The organism is Clostridium sp. E02 (assembly GCF_003833015.1).
In the GTDB taxonomy this organism is placed as follows: domain Bacteria; phylum Bacillota; class Clostridia; order Lachnospirales; family Lachnospiraceae; genus Lacrimispora.
This window is the reverse complement of sequence record NZ_RJLQ01000014.1, coordinates 112,412-134,538: the sequence shown is the minus strand read 5'-3', so window position 1 is coordinate 134,538 and position 22,127 is coordinate 112,412. Positions and strand designations below refer to the sequence as shown.

General features: G+C 34.9%; 16 protein-coding genes. 4 read left to right on the top strand and 12 right to left on the bottom strand.

What is annotated here, in order from left to right; genetic code table 11:
• Nucleotides 1–257 precede the first annotated feature (257 nt).
• From EFT72_RS12150 to EFT72_RS12135, 4 genes are all read left to right on the top strand, one after another.
• Nucleotides 258–1,226, top strand: a complete 969-nt coding sequence (locus tag EFT72_RS12150; protein WP_124067188.1) for a helix-turn-helix transcriptional regulator — start codon at nt 258–260, stop codon at nt 1,224–1,226.
• 387 nt (nt 1,227–1,613) lie between these two features.
• On the top strand, nt 1,614–2,282 hold the full coding sequence (locus EFT72_RS12145) for a TetR/AcrR family transcriptional regulator (protein WP_243110004.1): 669 nt from the start codon (nt 1,614–1,616) through the stop codon (nt 2,280–2,282).
• Nucleotides 2,283–2,362: 80 nt separating this feature from the next.
• Nucleotides 2,363–3,271 carry a DUF4097 family beta strand repeat-containing protein gene (locus EFT72_RS12140; protein ID WP_124067186.1) on the top strand — a complete coding sequence of 303 codons (909 nt, stop codon included), beginning with the start codon at nt 2,363–2,365 and terminating at the stop codon, nt 3,269–3,271.
• Complete coding sequence (locus EFT72_RS12135) at nt 3,268–4,335, top strand: hypothetical protein (RefSeq protein WP_124067185.1); 1,068 nt, start codon at nt 3,268–3,270, stop codon at nt 4,333–4,335. The genes EFT72_RS12140 and EFT72_RS12135 overlap by 4 nt, the downstream gene beginning before the upstream one ends.
• A 307-nt stretch (nt 4,336–4,642) precedes the next feature.
• On the opposite strand, the gene EFT72_RS12125 is transcribed toward EFT72_RS12135, so the two are convergent.
• The 12 genes from EFT72_RS12125 to EFT72_RS12070 all read right to left on the bottom strand — a co-directional run bounded on the left by EFT72_RS12125 (nt 4,643) and on the right by EFT72_RS12070 (nt 22,093).
• On the bottom strand, nt 4,643–5,473 hold the full coding sequence (locus EFT72_RS12125; protein ID WP_164473145.1) for a YiiX/YebB-like N1pC/P60 family cysteine hydrolase: 831 nt from the start codon (nt 5,471–5,473) through the stop codon (nt 4,643–4,645).
• A 96-nt stretch (nt 5,474–5,569) separates the two neighbouring features.
• Nucleotides 5,570–6,436 carry an SDR family NAD(P)-dependent oxidoreductase gene (locus tag EFT72_RS12120; RefSeq protein ID WP_124067182.1) on the bottom strand — a complete coding sequence of 289 codons (867 nt, stop codon included), beginning with the start codon at nt 6,434–6,436 and terminating at the stop codon, nt 5,570–5,572.
• A gap of 72 nt (nt 6,437–6,508) precedes the next feature.
• Complete coding sequence (locus EFT72_RS12115; RefSeq protein WP_124067181.1) at nt 6,509–7,543, bottom strand: HAD-IIIC family phosphatase; 1,035 nt, start codon at nt 7,541–7,543, stop codon at nt 6,509–6,511.
• 54 nt (nt 7,544–7,597) lie between these two features.
• Nucleotides 7,598–8,815, bottom strand: coding sequence for an ACP S-malonyltransferase (locus tag EFT72_RS12110; RefSeq protein WP_124067180.1), 1,218 nt, complete (start codon nt 8,813–8,815; stop codon nt 7,598–7,600).
• Nucleotides 8,816–8,856: 41 nt separating this feature from the next.
• Nucleotides 8,857–9,114, bottom strand: coding sequence for an acyl carrier protein (locus EFT72_RS12105; protein ID WP_124067179.1), 258 nt, complete (start codon nt 9,112–9,114; stop codon nt 8,857–8,859).
• Nucleotides 9,115–9,171: 57 nt separating this feature from the next.
• Nucleotides 9,172–10,020: a 3-hydroxyacyl-CoA dehydrogenase family protein gene (locus EFT72_RS12100; RefSeq protein ID WP_124067178.1), complete on the bottom strand. Its 849-nt coding sequence runs from the start codon at nt 10,018–10,020 to the stop codon at nt 9,172–9,174.
• Between the two features lie 24 nt (nt 10,021–10,044).
• Nucleotides 10,045–11,028, bottom strand: a complete 984-nt coding sequence (locus EFT72_RS12095; protein ID WP_124067177.1) for an electron transfer flavoprotein subunit alpha/FixB family protein — start codon at nt 11,026–11,028, stop codon at nt 10,045–10,047.
• A gap of 6 nt (nt 11,029–11,034) precedes the next feature.
• Nucleotides 11,035–11,799: an electron transfer flavoprotein subunit beta/FixA family protein gene (locus EFT72_RS12090; protein WP_124067176.1), complete on the bottom strand. Its 765-nt coding sequence runs from the start codon at nt 11,797–11,799 to the stop codon at nt 11,035–11,037.
• A 47-nt stretch (nt 11,800–11,846) separates the two neighbouring features.
• On the bottom strand, nt 11,847–12,992 hold the full coding sequence (locus tag EFT72_RS12085; RefSeq protein WP_124067175.1) for an acyl-CoA dehydrogenase family protein: 1,146 nt from the start codon (nt 12,990–12,992) through the stop codon (nt 11,847–11,849).
• Nucleotides 12,993–13,147: 155 nt separating this feature from the next.
• Entirely contained in the window at nt 13,148–14,398 is a 1,251-nt protein-coding gene (locus tag EFT72_RS12080) for an ACP S-malonyltransferase (RefSeq protein ID WP_124067174.1), read from the bottom strand.
• A gap of 1 nt (nt 14,399) precedes the next feature.
• The gene (locus EFT72_RS12075) at nt 14,400–14,639 is read right to left on the bottom strand and encodes an acyl carrier protein (protein WP_124067173.1); all 240 of its coding nucleotides are present in this window, start codon (nt 14,637–14,639) and stop codon (nt 14,400–14,402) included.
• 56 nt (nt 14,640–14,695) lie between these two features.
• Nucleotides 14,696–22,093 (bottom strand): SDR family NAD(P)-dependent oxidoreductase, encoded by a 7,398-nt coding sequence (locus EFT72_RS12070; protein ID WP_124067172.1) that lies wholly within the window; start codon nt 22,091–22,093, stop codon nt 14,696–14,698.
• Between the last annotated feature and the right edge of the window lie 34 nt (nt 22,094–22,127).

Genomic DNA, 22,127 nt, shown 5'->3' with positions numbered 1-22,127 from the left:
TTTACAAGCAGGTAACTGTAGTTTTATTAAAGTTACCCAAAAACTAATAGTACCTGGTTAAATCAAGCACCAGAAAACTGGTGCTTATGTTAAAACTTTTTCGGGACATTTTCAAAAACGGTTGACACCCAATTAAAAAATTGTAGTATTTTTAAACTTTACTTATAAAGGAATGATTTCCGCAAGTAAAATCAAGAATTATAATTTATAATCTTTTATAATTCTTTTAGAACGATTGAAACGAGGTGAACCTATAAATGTACGAATGGAATTGGCAAATTCAACTAATTGTTGATGAAATTGATGAATCAATCATACAGCATCATGATGAGTTACTGACGCTGCGCTTTCTTTCCCGGAAACTTGGTTATTCCGAATTTTATACTACCAGAAAGTTCAAGGAAATATCAGGTATACAGTTTAGAGAATATCTGCGGCTTAGACGGTTAGCTTTTGCGTTAAAAGAGGTTCGTGACAGCAATAAAAGTTTAATAGATATTGCTTTTGATTACGGTTTTTCATCACATGAAGCCTTTACCAGAGCTTTTAAAAATTCCTATAGTATAACTCCCAGCGAATACCGAAAAAAGCCTAAACCAGTTGTTCTTCGTACAAAAATAACCCCTTTCGACCGCTACTTTTTAGGATTAGGAGAGATTGGCATGATGAAATCTGAAAATGAGGTTAAGATTTATTTTGTTACCATCCCCACGCACAAATTTTTGCACATTAAAAACCATGAAAGCAACGGATATTGGGATTTCTGGCAGAAACAAAGTAAAATACCAGGGCAGGACTGCGATACGATTTGCGGCCTGCTGGATAGTATCAAAGGTAAGTTAGATGACGATGGCGGAAGCCAGCCAAACAGCAGCAGCGGTCAGATTATGGCCTATATGAATGATCCTAAGGGACGGCTCTGCGATTGGGGCTACTTGCGTACAGAGTGTTATGGTGTACGCCTTCCTTTTGATTACATTGGGGAAATACCACCACAAATGCTGTTGATTGATATCCCAGAAGCTGAATATCTTGCTTTTGAACATGGACCATTTAATTATGAACAGGAAAACCGCAGTGTGGAAGAAAAAATCGAAAAAGCAATGGCAGACTTTGATTTTACAGGTACAGGCTACTGCTTTGATACGACTCCTGGCAGAATGCTCTACTTTTATCATAATCCGGATAAGTTTTGGAAATATATCAGACCAGTGCGGAAGTTATAGCACCAGGTACTGAGCAGGAACAGTAGAAAAAAGACGTAATAGGTGGTAATATAGTCATATTATAAATTAAGGAGACCGTCTATTATGGTATTTCTCGTTCGTCAAAGGCAGAATCTCCAAGAGATAATATCCGGCTGTGTGGTGACGATCTAATATATGAGGTAAAAAAGATGAAAATAAGAACTGTTGTATGTATCTGCTTATCGGTTGGATTCTTGCTGAGCGGGTGTGCAAAAGGAACTGTCGATAACACGACCAGCGTGGGAACGTACCTATCTCCATAAGTCACTACCTCGGTTTCCGATGCCTTAGGACTTTAAGAAACTCATTGACAATTATATCAATTAAACATATTATATAAATGAATAATTCATTTATATGGGAGGAGTGGCATTGAATACACGCATTAAGGCAATTACGGAGACCGCAACATTCTTATTTCTACGTCAAGGTTATGCAAAAACACAGATTAGCCATATAGCGAAAGCTATAGGTGTTTCAGTCGGAACTATTTATCATGACTTTACAGGAAAAAAAGAAATTATGCACTTTGTTTTGAAATGTACAATTGACCCGGAATTTTTAAATCAGGAATTTGAAAGACCTATTACAGATGATTTATTTGTAGGAGTCGAAGATGAAATTGTATCCTTGCTTGATAATACTATCAAAGATTTTGAAAAATACCTTGAAAATGATGCTGATGGGTATAACTTTGAAGCTCTAATATCAGATGCATTTGATCTGCTTGCCCGGTATGCTGTTGGTTGTTTGTTTATTGAAAAAAATCAATTTGAATTTAAATTTTTGGCTGATCATTACAAAGCACACCGCAAAAAATTTCTTGAGACAATGTCAAAGTACTTAACTATTTTTATCAATGAAGGAACAGTACGACCAATGGAACATTTGGAGCTATCCACTACCCTGATAATTGAAATTTTAACTTGGTGGGCTATGGATAGACAATACACATCTTTTGAAACTTCCGACATACCTTTAGAATTGGCAAAAAAAATCTGCTTGGACAATATTCTATCTGCATACAATAAATAAATTAGCAGGGCATAAAGCCCTCTAATTTTTGCAGAATAAATGAATGAACAATTTATTTATCGAAAGTGAGGCAAATTTTTATGAAAAAAAGAATTACTTTGAGCATGGCTCTTATTCTATGTTTATTAGCGTTAATTGGCTGTTCTAAATCAAATTCTTCCCAAGAGGCGAATGAACTTCAATTTTCACTTGATGGAATATCATCTCTGACAATTTCCTATGATGAAGAAAAAATTACTTTTTTTGAAAATGATGGTGAAGATCTCATAATCAAAGAATATATGACTAAAAATAAAAGTAATTATTATGCGAAAGTAAAACAACGCAACAACAATATCCATATAAGTGAAGGTGGCAAACCATTTTTTAAGAAAGGATTTTCCCGTTATATTGAGGTTTATTTGCCGAAATCATACCGAGAAAACCTTACCGTCACTTCTACGAACGGTGATATAGATTTTTCCGGTATGAACTTGAATCTATCCGCTCTCCGTGTTGATAATTCGTCCGGAACTGTTACATTGGATCATGCGGTTGCTTTTGATATTTATTTATCCTCTACCAGTGGGAAATTGAATTTAGGAAACATAGAAGCAAATCAAATCAGACTGGAAACGACTAGCGGCAGCGTGTCCTGTACCGAATTAAATGGAAATGTAACATATACCTCTACAAGCGGAAATACAGATATAAAGTCCGCTATTGGTTCCGGCAGTTATAAAGCCAATAATTCCGGCAAACTAAACGTGGTGTATACAGAGGTAAACGGTGACCTTTCTTTCTTTAACAAAAACGATAACATTATACTTACCTTGCCGGCAAGTTTGGAGTTTAAATTTGAGGCCACAACAAAAAATGGCTCAGTATCTACAAACTTTCAACAAGACGTTACTGTTAACGGACGTACGACAAGCGGAGTTGTTGGCTATACCCCAACAGTAACCGTTAAGGTAGAGACAAACAATGGTAATATAGAGGTAACACAATGAAACAACATACTTTTCTTTTGATTTTGCTGCCAATAATTATCCTGGCTTGCGTTGTCCTGTATTGGAGCGGCGGCTATACCAGCTATAACCTCGTGTATATCTTTTGCTTTATCTTTCTGTTTTTCTTTGCGGTGTTTTCTTCTTCGACCATATGGCAAAAGGTTGTTCAGGTGGTCATATATGCCCTTATTATGGTATCTCAAATCCTTATAAACACCTATTTTATTCGTCCATTTGAGGAAAACCGATTTATCTATTATCTATGTCGTCTATTGGGGCTGCTTATCGTGTTTATCCCCTTTTTGGTGGAACGGCGTTTCTTTTATCATAGTATTGATAAAACTGCTGTTCCCATGGCAGGCAACGAATCCGTTTTATCTTATTCGCTATTACTGCATGACAGGGACACGATTGTATCTAATATTGAAAGATTAAAAAAGGCAGGCGAAGTAATATCAAAAGTACGCATAGAAGATATTATTCAAAACCTGCCTAGATATAGTTCATTCTCTTATGTCAACAATGGAAGTCTTACAGATGAGTATTTCCAAAAAGCGTACTCGACCTTGGATGATGAGTACATCTACTTTATTGTTGCCAAAACCAAAACTGCTCCCAGTGAAGTTATCGGGTTATTCACCAATAAACAGTACAATCACGTTTCAATTTCATTCGATCAGAAACTGCTTACAGCCATTAGTTATAACGGGGGAGAAAAGATGCTTCCACCTGGTCTAAATCCTGAATTATTGGAACGATTGACGCAAAATAACGGTTCAGCTGTTATGGTATATAAGCTTCCTGCAACCAGCAAACAGAAACGTATAATCATAGACAAAATAAAAGAAATCAATACCGAGGGAAGTGCATACAATCTCCTTGGTTTAATGTTTAAGTTTTCATACAAGCCAAACATTATGTTTTGTTCACAATTTATATATACCATGTTGAAAATTGCGAATTTAAACTACTTTGAATATAACGCAGCTAATGTAAAGCCCACGGATTTTGTGGAGCTGGATTATCACAGAAAACTTGAATTTGTTTATGAAATTACGTTTTAGTAAAATCGAAGCAGAGGAAAGCACGAGCTTAAATGTCTTACTATTAATTATTTGCGAATAATTGATACAATAAACGTAACAATCATTATAGATATATATACAAAATAAATTAAATAAGTTATCCTTGTGCTAAAAGGAAAGGATAATTCAGGATGACGGAAAGCATATACTATAAAACCTACCATGATTATAAACATGATTATACTTATTTTTAGATAAACACTTGATTTTATCATAAAGAATCCCTTTCTTATAAATAGAGTACAGAAAATGTCTATATTTTGGCTTCTGTATTAGAAAATTAATGTTATCTAAAATTGACATTATAGACTTTTGAACTATTATTAATATCTCTTGGTGTTATACCCGGTTCATTATATATACCCGTGGTTTCAATATCAATTCCTTGATTATAGTATCCTGCCCAGACAAGTTCTGAGCAGTACCAGTCAGGTTCGTTTGGGCTCGTATCCTTTTTAAAATCAATCATATAACTTTTACCTAATTGCCCAATGCAAAATTTTGCTGCATTGGAAGCGATTGTTTCGGATGCCCCCACTACCCGCAGCACACTGGAATTTCTGTCATCTATACGTGAATCATCCAATATACTTCTAACTACGCCCTCACTAATAGCTTCAACTACTCTGATGTAATATTGCTGATAAGTACTACTATAATATTTTCCTTCTACAATTGCAATATGTCCGGTGATGCCAAAGCCTCCTTTGGATTCATAAATAATATCACCTCTTTTCAAAGTATTCAATAGATTATACTCTGAATAATTGGCAGCTTGTGGCAGTGATGTACCCGTATTATAGTACCACTTACTGCTACCGCTGGATCTAGTTGCAAAAGTAGGTTGTTTTACAAGAATTTTGTAATATGTGTTCTCATATTCCGTTAAATCTGTAAAATTTGAGGACTCGAATTCTTCGGTAAATGTCTCTATACTTAAATCTAATGGGATATTATTAACAGAAGCATAGTTTACAACATTTTCATAGGCTTTTACTATCTTTTCCTCTGACAATATCGAATCCGCTTTTTCACTTTGGGCAAAAGCTAAAGTGTTTGTACCAAATACCAGTAATACAACGAGAAATAAAGATAATAAATTTTTGATTTTTTTCACGATTCTCTCTCCTTTTTTTTAATAATGATTTAGGCGCTATGTTCACGGTAAAGCACTGCCAAGTTATATTTACAAATTGACGCTTTCGTAATAAATTTATACCGAAAAAGAACCTGGCAAAATTGAAAAGTCCGGAACCTGGTTCTCCAGGATATTTCTTAACCTTGTTTCAATTGTTTGGTCAAATTCATGATGCGGTATAATGTAAAACTGTTTTTCCTCAATAGCTTTAAATACATAAGGACCAACATCATTGACAGGATATCCATTTGTGATAAGTTTTTCAGATCTTTCCTTTGTTTTTAAGTATGATTCACTCTTGTAATATGTATGATCCGGATCTTTAAATCGATCTGGTCTATGGCGTTCATAATTATACAAATCAGTTTTCATATATGCAGGGCAATAAACTGAAACACCTATGTTAGAATTTAATTTCTCAAGATCATAATGCACTCCTTCACTTAATGCGACACTCGCGTGTTTAGACATATGATAAGAAGACATGTTTAAGGTAGTTACTAGTCCTGCAACGGAAGCTACATTGACGATGTGGCATTCCGTTCCTTGCTGTAACATAATGGGAATTGTTTCGTGTAATGCATAAACCTGTGCCATTGTATTTATACTAAAAGACCACTCATAATCACAAATAGGCAACTCCCATATAAGCCCACCAACGGCAATTCCAGCGTTATTTATTAATAGGTCAATTGTACCATATGTTTCTCGCGTAGTTTTTATCATTTCACACACATTCTCATAAAGAGAAACATCCAGTGCCAAAGCAATTCCTTGTGCACCTAGTCCCTTTATAATCTCCAACGTCATTTCGATATCTTTTTTCTCAATATCTACTAACACAAGCTGCATTTTTCGTTTTGCCGCTTCTTTGGCAAGTTCCAATCCTATCCCATTTCCAGCGCCAGTTATAACCGCTGTTTTCCCCTCGAATTCTTTCATAGATTTATACCTCATTTTATCATTGATTTGGAAGCTAGAAATAAACCTTGTTTTGACCTTAATAGATATTTTTTAGATTTCAATTGTCAGCTTGATGTGATCCGGTCGCCGCGGTAATTGTCTGTTTTTATCATATTGAAGTATGATAACATCTCCATTTTTACCCGCTTCAATAAAGCCAGCAAGTTTATACGTTACTAACATAATTCTATTTTTATCCGTAGGAACAAACTCAGCAAATAAATCGACTCCTGACTTCATCGCTTGTTCAATAATCAAATTGAGTATAACTGTCCCAATTCCTCTACTCATTACGCGGCATGATGTTAACAGGAGATCAAGTATCCACTTTTCCTCTGTACATGTTAACAATGCCAATGCAATTTTTCCATATGTACCGTATTTGTCAATAAGTCCCCCAATTAGCAGCTTATGACTATCTGTTCCCACAAAATTTTTCAATTCATCATAATTATAGGTATAACCTGTTGAATTCAACTGATGCGTTCTAACAGTCAGCTCTTCTGCACGTTGTAAATCTGTAACCTCTGCATGTTTTAGAGTAAGTTCCATATTCAAGGATGCCAGAAATTCTTCTTTGGGACCCTTACTTTCGTCCTCATCCTTATTTCGTTTCACATCACTTTGATACATTTGCCTTCTGAGTTTGGAATCATCAGTAATAAAGTTAGGCATAAATTCAGGCATATCAACTATGCTTGAAATATCCTTCCTATCAATGCACAGAATTTCTGGCAGCTCTGATTTCACTTCGTCCCTCTCAAAAGCCTGGTCATCAACAAAAGCTACTGTATCAACTCCAATATTCACTGATTTTATAATATCCTTGATATTACCCGATTTGGAATTCCAGTTAATTGCTGGATAAATAAAATACTCAGAAAGCTGGAATTCTTCAAGCTTATCCCAAGCCTGATTGAAATTATTTTTACTTGCAATGGACATCAGTATACCCCGTTTATCCATTTCTAGGATCGTATCTTTAACTTTTTTATTCAATTTAGTCACATTATCTTCAGTTAACGTTCCATTCCATATGGTGTTATCAAGATCCCATATTAATAATTTAATTTTCTGTTTTTTCATAAAACTACCCCCCTTTTACCAGAAGACCTTATGTTGATATACTGGTGAATTATTCTAATTTAAAACCCCAGATAAATCATACATAGTATTTGTGGTATCGATAAGTTTTTTAATTATATTATCAATATAATCAACTTTTTTTGCTCTTAATGCATTTAATAAACAATCCATAGCTTTTGAAATATTTTCTGCGTCCTGTTCTTTTAATTTTACAATATTGTCATAATTTAGTTTTACTGTATTATATGATTCATCGGTTTGAGCATGATTGGGAGTCGATGCTAAGATACCCAAACAGATACCAGGAAAATTTACTTTTCCTCTAAAATTAACCTTATTTGAATTCAACTCTTCAACAAGTTGTTCACGTTCATCTTTTACCCCATATACTGCACTCTTGATTTCTCCATTTGGTAAAATCTCTGCCATTAAATTCGAAAGTAATTGTTTGGGGCTCATCTCAATGGCTATTGTCGAACCAAATTTATTTATGGATTTAACACTATGCTCCCATAATACAGGGGATACAAGCTGATCCGCCATGACTTTGGGAAGTAAAGCTTCATTATTTAGCAATTGACCTGTAGTATTCATAATCACAGGGTAATTGAATGAATATAATTTAATCGTATTCATTAATGCAAAAAATTCATTTCGAATATCTTGCATTAATGGTGAATGCATTGGCGGGCTAGACATGAGAGGAGAAACTACTGCACCCATATTACTTAACTCTGCCTCAAGCTCCTGTAATGGTTCATCATATCCGCTTAAGGCATGTTGATTCTGTGAATTGTAACATGAAATATAAATTTTACCTTCATACTTTTTAACTATTTCCAATAATTTTGATTCTGGCAAATTATCTACAATTGTCATTTTCCCAATATCACTTTTAATAATTTTTTTAACTAAGTTACCTCTGAAGCTTAATATTTTAATGGTATCATACAATTTTAATGGCCCTGCACATGTTAATGCGGCAAATTCACCCATACTATGTCCCATAGCAAAGCGTGGGAGAATACCTATTTCCTGCATATATGCACGATAGATTGCAATGGAAGTCGTTACAACTGCTACTTGCATATTTGTAAAATCCCATAAATCTGCTGTCCTACCTGAAAAACATAACTTTGAAATATCTTTTCCAAAGGCATCGCTTACCTCTTCATAAGTTTGTTTACAAATATTGTATTGATCATGGAATTTTTTTCCCATGCCAACAAATTGAGCCCCTTGTCCAGGGAACATAACAGCAATCCTCTCCATATGTATCACCTCTTTCTATATGCAAATTCCATAAACTTTAATCATGCGGCTTCTATTTTGCTTTGAATAAAGCTGCAAATTTTATCTATTGTATCAAAATTATCCATTCCAATGTCTTCACTTGCAACAGCCAGCTCGAACTCATTTTCAATAAATAGTATTAACTGCATGGCAAAAAGTGAATTTGCAAAACTCATTTCAAATAAATTCTGATTATCCTCAATATTATCTTTTTTCGAATACTTCTGGATAAACTTTCTAACTTTTGCTCTAATGCTTTCATGATTTAAATCTGTCATTATTAACACCCTTCCTTTTTTATTATTTTATTTTTTATTTTATAAGTGACCGTATTACTAACCATTGTAACCATAAAAACCTTGACCTGATTTTCTACCACAGTGTCCCGCTGCTACCATGCGTCTGAGCAATGGGCAACAACGGAACTTTGTATCTTTGTATTGGTTGAACAATACATCAAGAGAATCTACAACCGTATCTAATCCAATAAGATCTACCGTTTCCAATGGTCCCATCTTATGTCCATAGCATTTTTTGAATACCTCATCAACATTCTCAACAGATGCCTCACCTTCCTGCACAATAAATGCAGCTTCGTTCATCATAAGATGAGATATGCGATTAGAAACAAATCCTGGATAATCATTCACAATAATGCCCTGTTTGTTAATAGATTTGAGTAGTTCTAAAGCAACTTCTATTGTCTTATCAGAGGTGTGGAACCCTCTCATAATCTCAACCGCTTCAATCATTGGTACCGGATTCATAAAATGCATGCCAATTACTTTATCCGGACGGCTTGTAAATGCCGCAATTTCTGTAACAGGGATACAGGATGTATTTACTGCATAGTACGCTTCTGGATTACTGACCTTCTCTAATATTTCATATACTGATTTTTTGATTTCAAGTTTCTCAGGGACATTCTCTATAATAAAATCACAATCAGCTAGTAAGGCATAATCCGTAGTAAAAAGGATACGCTCCAATACCACTTCGGGTTTAATTCCCTTGAAGTCTTTATTATAGAATCCCTGCATTCTCACTGAGTTACGTATTTCTTTTTGAGCACTATCCAATATATCCATACTGATGTCAACCAAGACAACATTCATATTATACTGTGCTACCGTTTGGGCAATTCCACGTCCCATTGTACCTGCTCCAACTACTCCAACTATCATATTAAATTTACTCCTTTCTAACTCCTAATAATTACACGTCATTTGGTTTAATATACTTACAGCATCAGAGACAATCGCATAGTTAGCATATTTAAAAATTGGAGCATCCGGTTGGATATTAACCGCAACTACTACTTTAGATTCTTTGATTCCAGCAATATGCTGAGTTGCACCCGAAATTCCAAATGCAACATAAATATCTGGACAAATGGATATACCTGATTGTCCAATTTGCCGGTTCTTTTTTATAATTCCACTCTCAACCAGTGCTCTGGTTCCGCCATATTCACAATTACTTTTTTTCGCAACCTCAATAAAGAGATTAAATTCTTCAAGGTTCTGTAACCCCCTCCCTGCACCCAAAACGACCTTTGAAGAGGTAAAATCAATCGTTTCAATTCCTTCAGCTGCGCGTTGTGAAATTAATTCAACTTTACCTTTATGAATATGCTGGGAGACGGTAGGGCGTTCATAATATTTAACATCAGATTTGCTCTTACAAAGTGCAATTAGAGAGTTAAATATATTTTCCTTTACTGTACATAATTCTGTATTGGAGTTGACACACTCAATTTGTGCAATGATGCTAGAGTTAATCGCTGCACGCGAATAAATATAATTATTTCCCGCCTGTGTACGAGTAATATCAATGCAATCAGCTGTAAGACCAACTTTTTGGGTAATTGATAGCCTTGCAGATATCTCTTTTCCCATCTCCGTTGATGGAAAAATCATTAGATCCGGTTTATACCGACTGACAACTTGATCAACAATCCATGCATATTCCTCACCGCTTGGATTAACCTGAAAGTTGTTGAGTAACACCTCATTAGCACCATGCATATAAAGATCTGCGATTTCATCTTCATTGAACTTGCCAATGCCAAATGCTATAACAGGTGATTCCAAGTTTCTACTCAACGCAAGTGCTTTTCCGAGTATTCCATATGTATTTTGGGCATTATTAATGTCCGTATCGTCAAAATAAACCCAAATACCTTTCCCCATAATAAATCACCCTAGCCTCTCTCTTATTAAAGAATTGATTTTAACTGCTATTTCCTGATCCGTTCCATTCAATACAACAGCATCCTTTTCTTTAATCGTTGTAGTTGTTTTTAAGACTTTTGTCTTCGATCCCATGATTCCGCAGTTGGATTTATCTAATGTCAAGTCATCCTTTGTCCAAACTTGGATATTTTTCTTTCTGGCTCTTTTAAGATTTAAAAGTCCAACAGATGTTATAGTTGAGCAAAAATCATTGAAAGAAATGATGATAGGTAGCTCAGCTTGATATATATTAATTACATTGTCTTTAACTTTTTCAAATTTAATGGTTGTATTTTCAATAGAATTAATTTTTTTAACATTTGCAAAGCATTGTAATGATAGCCGTTCTGCTAACTGGTATACAATTTGTCCTGTTTCACCGTCTGAAGACCTCGAACCGCAAACAATTAAATCAATTCCTGAGAGCTTCATAAATGCTGCTGATAGTATCAACGAAGTAGCAAATGTATCGGAGCCTGCAAAAGATATATCATTCAGATGAATTGCAGCATCTGCTCCCATAGCTATACAGCGTGTCAAAGTCTCAGAAGCAGCCGGAGGCCCCATACATAAACATGTAACTTGAATATCCGGATAACTTTTTTTCAAATCAATTACTTCTTTAAGTGAAAACATATCATATGGGTTTAAGCAATAGCTTTCACCAGTAACAACATTGGGAAATGCAATATTTGTTGAAATAGCCTTCACACAGACTGCAATATTCATATATCCCCCTCCTTTCAAATAACATAAGAAATTAAATATGACTTTTACTAATTAAAATTATCTACACTGGGTATCATTGTAAAAATTGTATTTTTCTGCATTTCTGATGTACCTGAATAGATGTCACATGCAATGGCGTCACGAAGTTCGCGCTCAATACCATATTCTTTTGTATATCCATAAGCACCGTGAATCTGAAGCGCATTTTTGCATGTTTTAATGTATTGTTCGCTTACGAATGTTTTGAAAATAGACACCTCCAAAAATGCACTTTTGCCTTGATCTTTCAACCAAGCTATTTTATACAACATCAGCCTTGACAGTTCAATTGCGACCTTCATTTCAGAAATCTTATGTGATACAGCTTGAAATTGACTAATTGGCTGGCCAAATTGTATTCTATCATTAGCATATTTGTAACTAGTTTCCATCAACCGTTGCATAGCGCCAACATGCGGTGCGAATTCATAGCAACGTTCCCATTCAAGCGCATTCGTCATAAGTGAAGATCCCATGTTCTTTCTTCCAAGGATGTTTCCTTTTGGTATTTTCACATGATCAAAAGTAATTTCACTTGTTGGACACGCATTTAAACCCATTTTTTCAATGTTTTTCCCAATGACTACTCCTTGAAACTTTTTTTCAACTACAAAAGCGGTTATCTGCTTAAATGGTTTCATTGAAGTCATCGCAAACACAATAAAAAGGTCCGCTATCGGTCCGTTGGAAATAAACATCTTACTGCCATTTAGCACAAAATGATCCTCTTCCTCCGTAGCACTACTTGACATATTCATTGCATCAGAACCGGCGTCTGCTTCCGTAAGTGAGATCGCTCCAATAAGTTCACCGTCAACCATTTTATTTAAATATTTTTCTTTCAGCTCTCGCGAACCATATAAATTTATAAGATTGAGAGCCACCCAGATATGATTGTTGATTACAAATACTAAGCCGTTATTTTTGCAGGAATAACCTAATGCTTCTATTGCTATTGCAGCTGTTAAGAAGCTTTCATTTAATCCTCCATACTCTTCAGGAACAGTAAGTCCGAATAATCCAAATTCAGATACTTTTTTCCACATCACATATGAGAATTTCTCCAAGGATTCTTCATCATTCAAATTTTCCTGCGCAAAATTAATTATTTCCTGTTTTAATTTAATCTGATCACTTGTTAATTCAAAATTCATAATAATCCTCCAGGCTATTAAAAAATTTTATAGGAATAAGTTAACTCTTTCAATCATTGTATACGACATATAAGAAAAAGCGTGTCCGGTTTGTCGTTCTTACAATTATGTATGTCTAAACAACTATCCCAGATTTTTTCTTTACAAACGAATTCCTATACGATTATCTTCATATCCTTATAAGTGGCGGCATTCTCTTCCTCGATTTGACTAATCCATCGAGTTTTTTCTAGGTTAGGCACTTTCTTTCCATCTAATATCTTTATTAGGAGCTCCATACCTTTGCGCCTTGACTCAGTCGTCTCTTTTCCTCCTCCATTGCTTATACGATCACCTAGCTTGATAAGTTCACGGTAATTATCTACAACACTTAATTGATAAGACTCCTGGTCAAAATTATGATTTGGCGTAGACACTGCTGCAAGAATACATTTTGAAATATAATTGGACTTATGCTTTTGATATAAATCGCCCTGATATAATTCTTGAATTGTGCTTCTGTCTCTGCGACTCCCATAACATAATGTTTCTATAGGAGAATTTCCCGCCACCATATTTTGAAATACCTTATTTGCACTAAAGTCAATTATCAAGTTTATATTTCTATAAGCCAAATACGAAATAATATTTACCCATTTTACAGGATAGATAAGGTGATGAGTCAAGTTGTCTTCCAACTCCTGCTTATTTTTGTATGGCTTACCAGTATAGTTAGATAAAACGGGATACCTAAATTCACTCACTTCAATATGCTGCAACTGTTCACGCAAAGGTTCTACTGCAGATTCCATAAGAGGGCAATGAAAAGGCGCACTACCTATGATCGGGGACATAGTACCCTTTCCACTTCTTAGCAAAAGTCTTTCTGTATCCTCCAAGTCATTGTTTGTACCTGAGATAGCTGCTTGTATTGCAGAATTATAGCATGATACAAATACTTGCTTTCCTTCCGCTTGTTGTTTCTGACATGCATAAGCAATTGTCTCTACTTCAATACCATCTATAATTGTCATGCCACCATCAATTTTACTTTGTATGTCTTTGCTTAACCTGCTTCTTAACTGTACAAGCTTCAAAGCATCTGAAAACCTTATAGCGCCGGCACATACTAGTGCTGCATATTCTCCTAAACTATGACCAGCACAAAATTGTGGAGTAACTCCGGTCGTTTCTACAAATGCTCTAAACACAGCTACTGAAAAAGCATGAATTGCTATATGAGCATTTTCAGGTTTGGACAGTTTCGAAATGGAACCATTAAAGCACAGTTCTTTTAATTTAATTCCGGTTACTTCTTCTGCTTCTTCTATGGTATCTCGTACTATAGAACTTTCATCGTAAAGTATTTTATACATTCCAATATATTGACTTCCCTGGCCAGGAAACAAAGCAGCAATATTTTTCATATTAACCCCCCGCTTTCTTTGTCTCAATAAGAGAAACTATGGCATCCACGCTACAAATGTTTTTAATTTCCAGATCTTCTTTTTGTAATTCCAAATCAAATTCCATTTCAATAAATACAGCTAATTGAGTAATGAATAAGGAGTTAACCAGACCTTCAGCAAATATATCTTCTGTATCAGAATGCACTTTACCACCAGTAAATCGGTTAATGAATCTCCTGATTTTTTCTATTTTATCCATCTATACACCTCCAAATCAATTAATAATTATGACCAATTCACAATAGTTACAGATTTTCATTTATCAATTTCCGCTGCTATTTTTTCAATTGATGAACCATCAATAAATTTCGACAATTCAAGGTTGACTCCCCATATTTTATTTATCTCATGTGCGACTCTTATCATAATAATAGAATCAACACCTAAATCAAACAGGTTATCATATATATATAACTCAGAATAACCAAGATATTTAGCTAACAGGTTTCCTACCTTTTTTTCTGTCTCTGAATATTGATCATTATTTCTACCGTTGAGCTGTAATGATTGTGTCAAATTTAAATTTAACTTTTTATTATCCTTTTCTGTTGAACTAGATTTTAAACGATAATTTTTGATTACACTATTTACATTTTCCGCCAAATTAAATTTAACTTTATCCCACAGCCGAACATATCTCTTATCATTATTTATGATACCTATAAGAGCACGAGAAATCTTATGTTCAATCATTGTCCTAAATCCCCGTGTCCCCTGTTCATTCGTAAGTGTTTTGAATATAGTGTCCATATTCAGGCCAGATCGTTTTGCCATGCCTGCATCTTGCCATGTACACCAATTAATGGCAAAAGTATTTCGACGTTTTAAATTCCGGTTAGCTACAAATGAATCAATAAATGAGTTTGCTGCAACATAAGAGCATTGTCCTGGAGCGGGGAAAAGGGTAGCAACTGATGAAAACATAGCAAAAAATTCCAAATCATCTTCCTTCGTACATTCATCTAAATACCAAGCACCATAGATTTTTGGGTTCAGTACTGATGTAAAATTTTCATACTTTTCTGCAGCAAACAATGTGTTACCTGCAATACCAGCTGCATGAATAACACCATTTATTTTTTGGAATTTTTCTCTAACAGCTTTTATTGCATTATTTACATCCTCGTATTCTGTGATATCGCAACGAATGATCGTAACGCTGCCACCATATGATTCAATTTCTAAGATGTTTTTGATTCTATTGGCTGTTTTTTCTTCTTGTACTGAATGATCATTGCATAACTCATGCCATTCTTCCCTTGCTGGCAATTCAGTTCGGCATAGCAAAACAAAGTTTGCTTTACTAGAAGCGTTGTCTTTCATGATTTCAAGTGCGATATCACTTAACCCTCCAGAAACAACATAACATCCACTATCTTTAATTATGAAGGAATCTGCAGATAACTGCCTGTCAATTGGAATTTGGTCCAAATATGCCTCGTATCTTTGATTATTTCTATATGCAATTAAAAATTTATTATTTAATGATAATACTTCATTATATAGATTACTCTCATTTATGCTTTCATCTATATCTATTACATGGCAGCTCCATTCCGGGAATTCAATACCCACAACCTTAAACGCCCCCTGTAATGCAGCGTTTATAGGAATGCAATTATCATCCTTTACAACTTCATTTATATGACGCAGTATAATGTCAATACTAATATCTGCCGCGTTCATTTCTTTCAATGATCGCAAAAAACCATAAAAATTTGTAAGTCTAGCATATTCATTCTTAAAACTTACTTCTTTTTCCATTTCGGAATCCATCATATATATGAGCTTTACTCTGCTATATTTGCTGTAATTATGCCATGAATTTATAAAAAATTCTTCTACATCTTTATTACTTGCATCGTTCCGGTTATTACGATTCGATTCAGCAATCATCACAGCATTAAGGCCTTTAGTTTTTAAGTATTCATAAAGGTTTTCCGCTAATAAATTAGAATTATTTTTTATAATTAATATTAAATCGCAGTTCTCTGCTCTGATATCGCCGACACTAATTTTATCAACGGATCTCCAATTCAATTTAAAGTAACTTTCCTGCTCCTGATTCAATTTATTTCGTAATTCTGGGATTGACAGCCAACATCTGTGCTTATCAAATTGGTAAGTTGGGATACTTATTCTATAATTTTCCGAAAAAGAATATAACCCACTCCAATTCACCGCTGCTCCTTTTATATATAAGGAACATATTTGTTTTAATTCATCCGTACCAAGTAGTTCTTCTGCACTTTGCCTGTCTATTATCTTATTAGATGCCTCAGTTAACTTAATCCTTATCTCTTCTGAAATCTTACTATTATCTATATCAACATAATTTGAACTAACAATTTTATGTTCACCCATAAAAATATTAGAATCATCTATTGCCGTATCTTCCATAAGTATTTGTGCAATTTTGACCTTTAGTTCAGCTATATCTTTAAAAATAATCGCAATTCTCAAAGAGTAATGGCCTCTTCCAGTATTAGCCGTATAACACATATTATGTATATCTGTATCCGTATTCAAGAAATCCTGATACTTCATCAATAGGGCATATAATGAACTTTTACTTTCAGCCGAAATAGTCAAGATACTGTTTGTCTCTTTGTTTTCCTTTCGAATATAAGCGGGTGCTTCCTCTAATACAATATGGCTATTTGTACCACTAAATCCAAAAGAACTAACGCCACATAATCTCTTTTCCTCTTGATCATCCCAATGGCGTAAAATACTATTTATAAAAACAGCCGAATTGCAAAAGTCTATTTTTCGATTTGGCTTCTGGAAATAAACAGATGGAAGCATCATCTGATTGTTTAGAGATAATACCACTTTTACTAAGCTTGCAAGTCCGGAACATTCATAGAGATGACCAATATTAGACTTAACAGAGCCGATAGCGCAAAACTGTTTTCTGTTTGTGTGTTGATTAAATGCTTTTGTTAATCCTTCAATTTCAATTGGATCACCCAGTGGAGTTCCTGTACCATGTGTCTCAATATATTGTATTTTCTCCGGATTAACTGCGGCATCCTTCCAAGCTTTAAGAATAACCTTTGTTTGCGAAGCTGGATTTGGCGCTGTAATACCCATTGAATTTCCATCCTGATTCACTGCGCTTCCTTTTATTACAGCATAGATATGATCTCCCGCTGCAACAGCTTTATCCAATGGTTTAATCAGAATTGCAATGGCTCCTTCTCCAATGCCGGCACCATCAGAAGTATCATCAAAAGCCCGAGTTAAGCCGTCTGAAGACTCAATACCCAACCTTGCATACTCTGCATCAATAGGTACCGTGTGCAACTTAATCCCGCCTGCAATGGCCTGATCACATTCACCATTAATGATTGCCTTGCAAGCTAGGTGTACAGAAACCAAAGACGAAGAACAAGCAGTATCCACAACCATGGAAGGACCATTCAAATCCAAATAATAAGACATTCGGCTCGGAATGATTGCACCAAGATTTGATGCAATGGATTGTGATACAAGGGAAGGATCCGTATCATAAATCATTCTTTGATAAGAATCTTTCATTGTATCTGCAAATCCAACATAAACGCCTGTATTACTGCCACTAAGAACTTTTCCACCATACCCGGCATCTTCAAGTGCTGAATATGCAGTCTGCATGAATAAACGTTGACTTGGAGCCATTAAGTTTGCTTCGGAAGGTGTTATTTTAAAGAATTTATAATCAAAGTAATCAATATGCTCAAGATATGCTCCTTGTACATACCGGATCTTATCATCAGCTATGCCAGAATAATGCAGATATTTATCTATATCTTCCTTTCTGTCAGCGGGAAACTCTCTAATGCAATTAACTGAGTTTGATAGGATATCCCAATATTCATCCATTGAGTCAGCCAAAGGTAAGTTGACCGATATACCAATAATAGCCATATCTTTATGGAACTGAGAGTTCTGATTCGTTTGTTCACTGTCGTTGGATTCCTCTCCCTTAGTAATAAACAATGCCAATGCATGAATTGAAGAATATGCAAACATATCAGATATCATTACCCTGTTTGGATATAAATTATCGATCTCCTTCCATATATAATTAAGAAGAATTGAATTCCCGCCCATTTCAAAAAAGTTATCGTAAATATTGATTTCTGAATACCCTAAAATCTCACCTACTATTTTAGATAAAGTTTTCTCAACCTCTGTATAGTCATAGTCTTGCTTTCCGACTAATACAACATCATAATTATTTTGAATTTGTGATGTTATATTTTTTGTTTTAGGTTGATTAACCGGGAGTTTTAATAAGATTTCATCGGCCAGCTTAATAAGAACATTCTCAGTATGTTCTAGAAAAGGGCTCTCATAATTAATCTCACCAATAAGGACTCTACTAACTTTTTTCTTTAGAATAATGTCTAGGCTGTGAATTGCCTTTTCAGGTGTTAACTGCAAAAAAAATCCATCTATATTTTTAGAGAATCCTTCCATCATTCTAGCATTTTTCCAAACGACCCAGTCAATTGCAAGCGTGTATTTAGCTCGACCTCTAAGTTGTGCAAATGAATCTAAAAAGGAATTTGCTGCTGCATAATCTGCTAATCCTATTTCACCTGAAATTCCTACGCCGGAAGAACACAGAACAAAAAAATCAAGAATCTGATCTTCAGTATATTTATCAAGCAGCCAAGTACCAAAGACTTTAGGGGCAATAACCGGTTTCATATCTTCTTTTTTTCTCGAAACGATAAGTCCATTTCCCGTTATACCTGCACAATGTATAATACCATCTATAACGCCATATTTTTTTTTGATATCAGTGATCAGATTTTTTACATCGCTTTCAATAGAAATATCTGCTTGATATACTGTAATGTCATGCCCTTGTCCGGTCAATTTCCGAATTGTATTTAACCTTTTTGCCAGCTGCTCATCTTTTCCCTCTAGTTCTAACTTCTCCCATTGATCTTGCGAAGGGAAACTGCTTCTAGACACAAGTATTAATTTTATACCACTTGCCAATGAAGCTAAATAATCAGCAAAACATAATCCCATGTTTCCCAAACCACCGGTAATAAGATAGACACCCTTATCCTTAATTTCTATATTATTATCTGGCAATTCATCTGGATGAATGGAGGCAAACTCTTCTACAAATCTTTTACCATCCCTCAATGCCACATAGAACTCACTATCTTTGTGTTCAATCTCCTTTAATACACTTTTCTTCACTGTTTTATCTGTTACATCTATGACCTTACATAATATATTTGAAAATTCCTGATTAATATTCTTTGCAAAACCTACTAACATCGCATTTTGTGGATTTATACGAATTTCTTTCCCCGTTACCTCATAAGCAGAGTCTGTAATAATAATGATATTAATTTTATTGTTTGTTTTTCTTTCGGCAAAAGATTGTATAAAATCAAATAATCCCAGAAACCCTTTATCCAATTCGCAGCTCAAGCTGCCTATTGAATTAATATTATCCTTTATCTCTGCTGTAGGAGCGTATACAATTGTCTTATAATATCCCAAATCAATTTCACTAAGCAGCCTGCTAAATCCAGTATGATTAAGCTGGACCCTATATGAATGACTGTCTAGTTTTTCAAAATGTTCTCCCGCAGTAATCGTTAAAACATCATAGTTGTAGTATTTTAAACCATTCGTTATCTCAGACATTAATATGCTATTATCCTGAATTACTAAAATACCATCATTCGCATTCATCCGTTTATCACTAAGCTGCGGCACTTCTACATAACGCACATTATAAAATATAGTTTCAGATTGTTTTTTTATGGCGGATATCGGATATCTAAGCCAGCAATGCTTCCTATCAAATGGATAAGAAGGTACTTCTATACGTGTATTTGACGATTCTCTATATAATGTTTTCCAGTCAACACGTAAACCTTTCACATATTCTTCACATAAGGTATTAAAAAGAGAACGTTTATTATCCTGCACATATGTAAGGTGGTCAATTATATAGTCAATCTCAGCATCACTTACTTTTCCATACCAAACATCTTTTAAATCAGTAACTCCGTCCAGACCTACTTTACATATTTTTATAAGTTTGCCTTGTAAATCCTTATTGGAATTAGAAAGTAATGCTACACGATATTTAAAAGCTCGTTTTCCTATATTTGATGTATAGCAAATACGGGTAAAATCATTATCATTACTTATATTAAGGTATTCAATGTAAGCATGAATCATATTATATAGCGCAGATTCTGATTTTGCTGAAAGCGTAAATATCTCAACGTCATTCTCTTTGATATTACGGTTTGGGATTGTTTGGTCAGGTGCTTCCTCAAGAACCATATGGCAATTAACACCACTGATCCCGAAAGAACTTATTCCACAGTATCTTTTTCCAACCGATGAATCCCAATACTTAAGCTCGGTATTAACATATAAAGGAGAATCAATAAAGTTAATTAAATCATTAGGCTGCTGAAAGTTGATTGATGGTGGAATTTGGGCATGCTTTAGAGATAGAATCGCTTTTGCTAAACCCGTTATTCCAGAACAATCTAAGAGATGTCCAAGATTAGATTTCACTGAACCAATTGCACAGAACTGTTTTTTATCTGTATAATGAGAAAATGCTCTTGTAAGAGAATCAATCTCTATAGGGTCTCCCAGCTTTGTTCCTGTTCCATGGCATTCTATATAGGAAAGCTTTTCAGGATTTATACCGGCATCAGCCCAAGCAGCAAGCAGCACTTTTTCCTGTGCATCTGGGTTTGGAGCGGTTAACCTCAGTGATCTGCCATCATGGTTGACTGCACTTCCCTTAATGATCGCATGAATATAATCACCATCACGTTTCGCCTTATCGAAAGGCTTAATTAACAGAACCACAACACCTTCTCCATATCCAGACCCATCGGCTGCACTGTCAAACGTTCTGGTTGACGCATCAGTGGATTCAATTCCTATTTTATAACAGTTATCATCCAAAGGTATTAATTGGATTCTCGCTCCACAGGCAAGTGCCATATCGCACTTATTGTTTTTTAATGCCTGGCATGCTTCATGTACAGCTACAAGAGATGAAGAACATGCAGTATCAACAATTTCCACTGGACCTTGTAAATTAAGAAAATTTGCAAGCCTTCCACCCATCATAGATAGAGTTGTTCCCGTGATAGCCAAAGGAAGTTCAGATGGTTTAACATCACGAACCATTTCCTTATAGCTATGAATATTTAAATCACCAAATGCGCCAATAAAAATCCCTGTATTGCTTCCATCAATATTATCACCATTGTAACCTGCAGTCTCCAATGCAGTTATTGCAGTCTCAAAAAACAATCGATGCAATGGATCTGTTAACTCGGCTTCTTTGGGAGATAATCCAAAGTAATCATAATCAAATTGATCTATATTATTCAAAAATCCACACTGCATAAATTTTTGTTTGGATTCGCCATATTTTATTTTCAGATATGGCTGTATATTATTAGCTCTTGAATTTGGAAAATCTACAATTGATTCAACCCCGTTTTTTATATTTGCCCAAAATTCATTTGCTGTATCAGCCATAGGTAATTTAACAGCCAATCCAATTACTGCCATATCATTTTTACGAACAGAGGTTGAACTATTCTTCTTATTATTTTTTTGTTGTTCTTCTAAACCCAAAATACTACGCATATATTCTCCCTCCAGACTTTCTTTGAGATAAAGG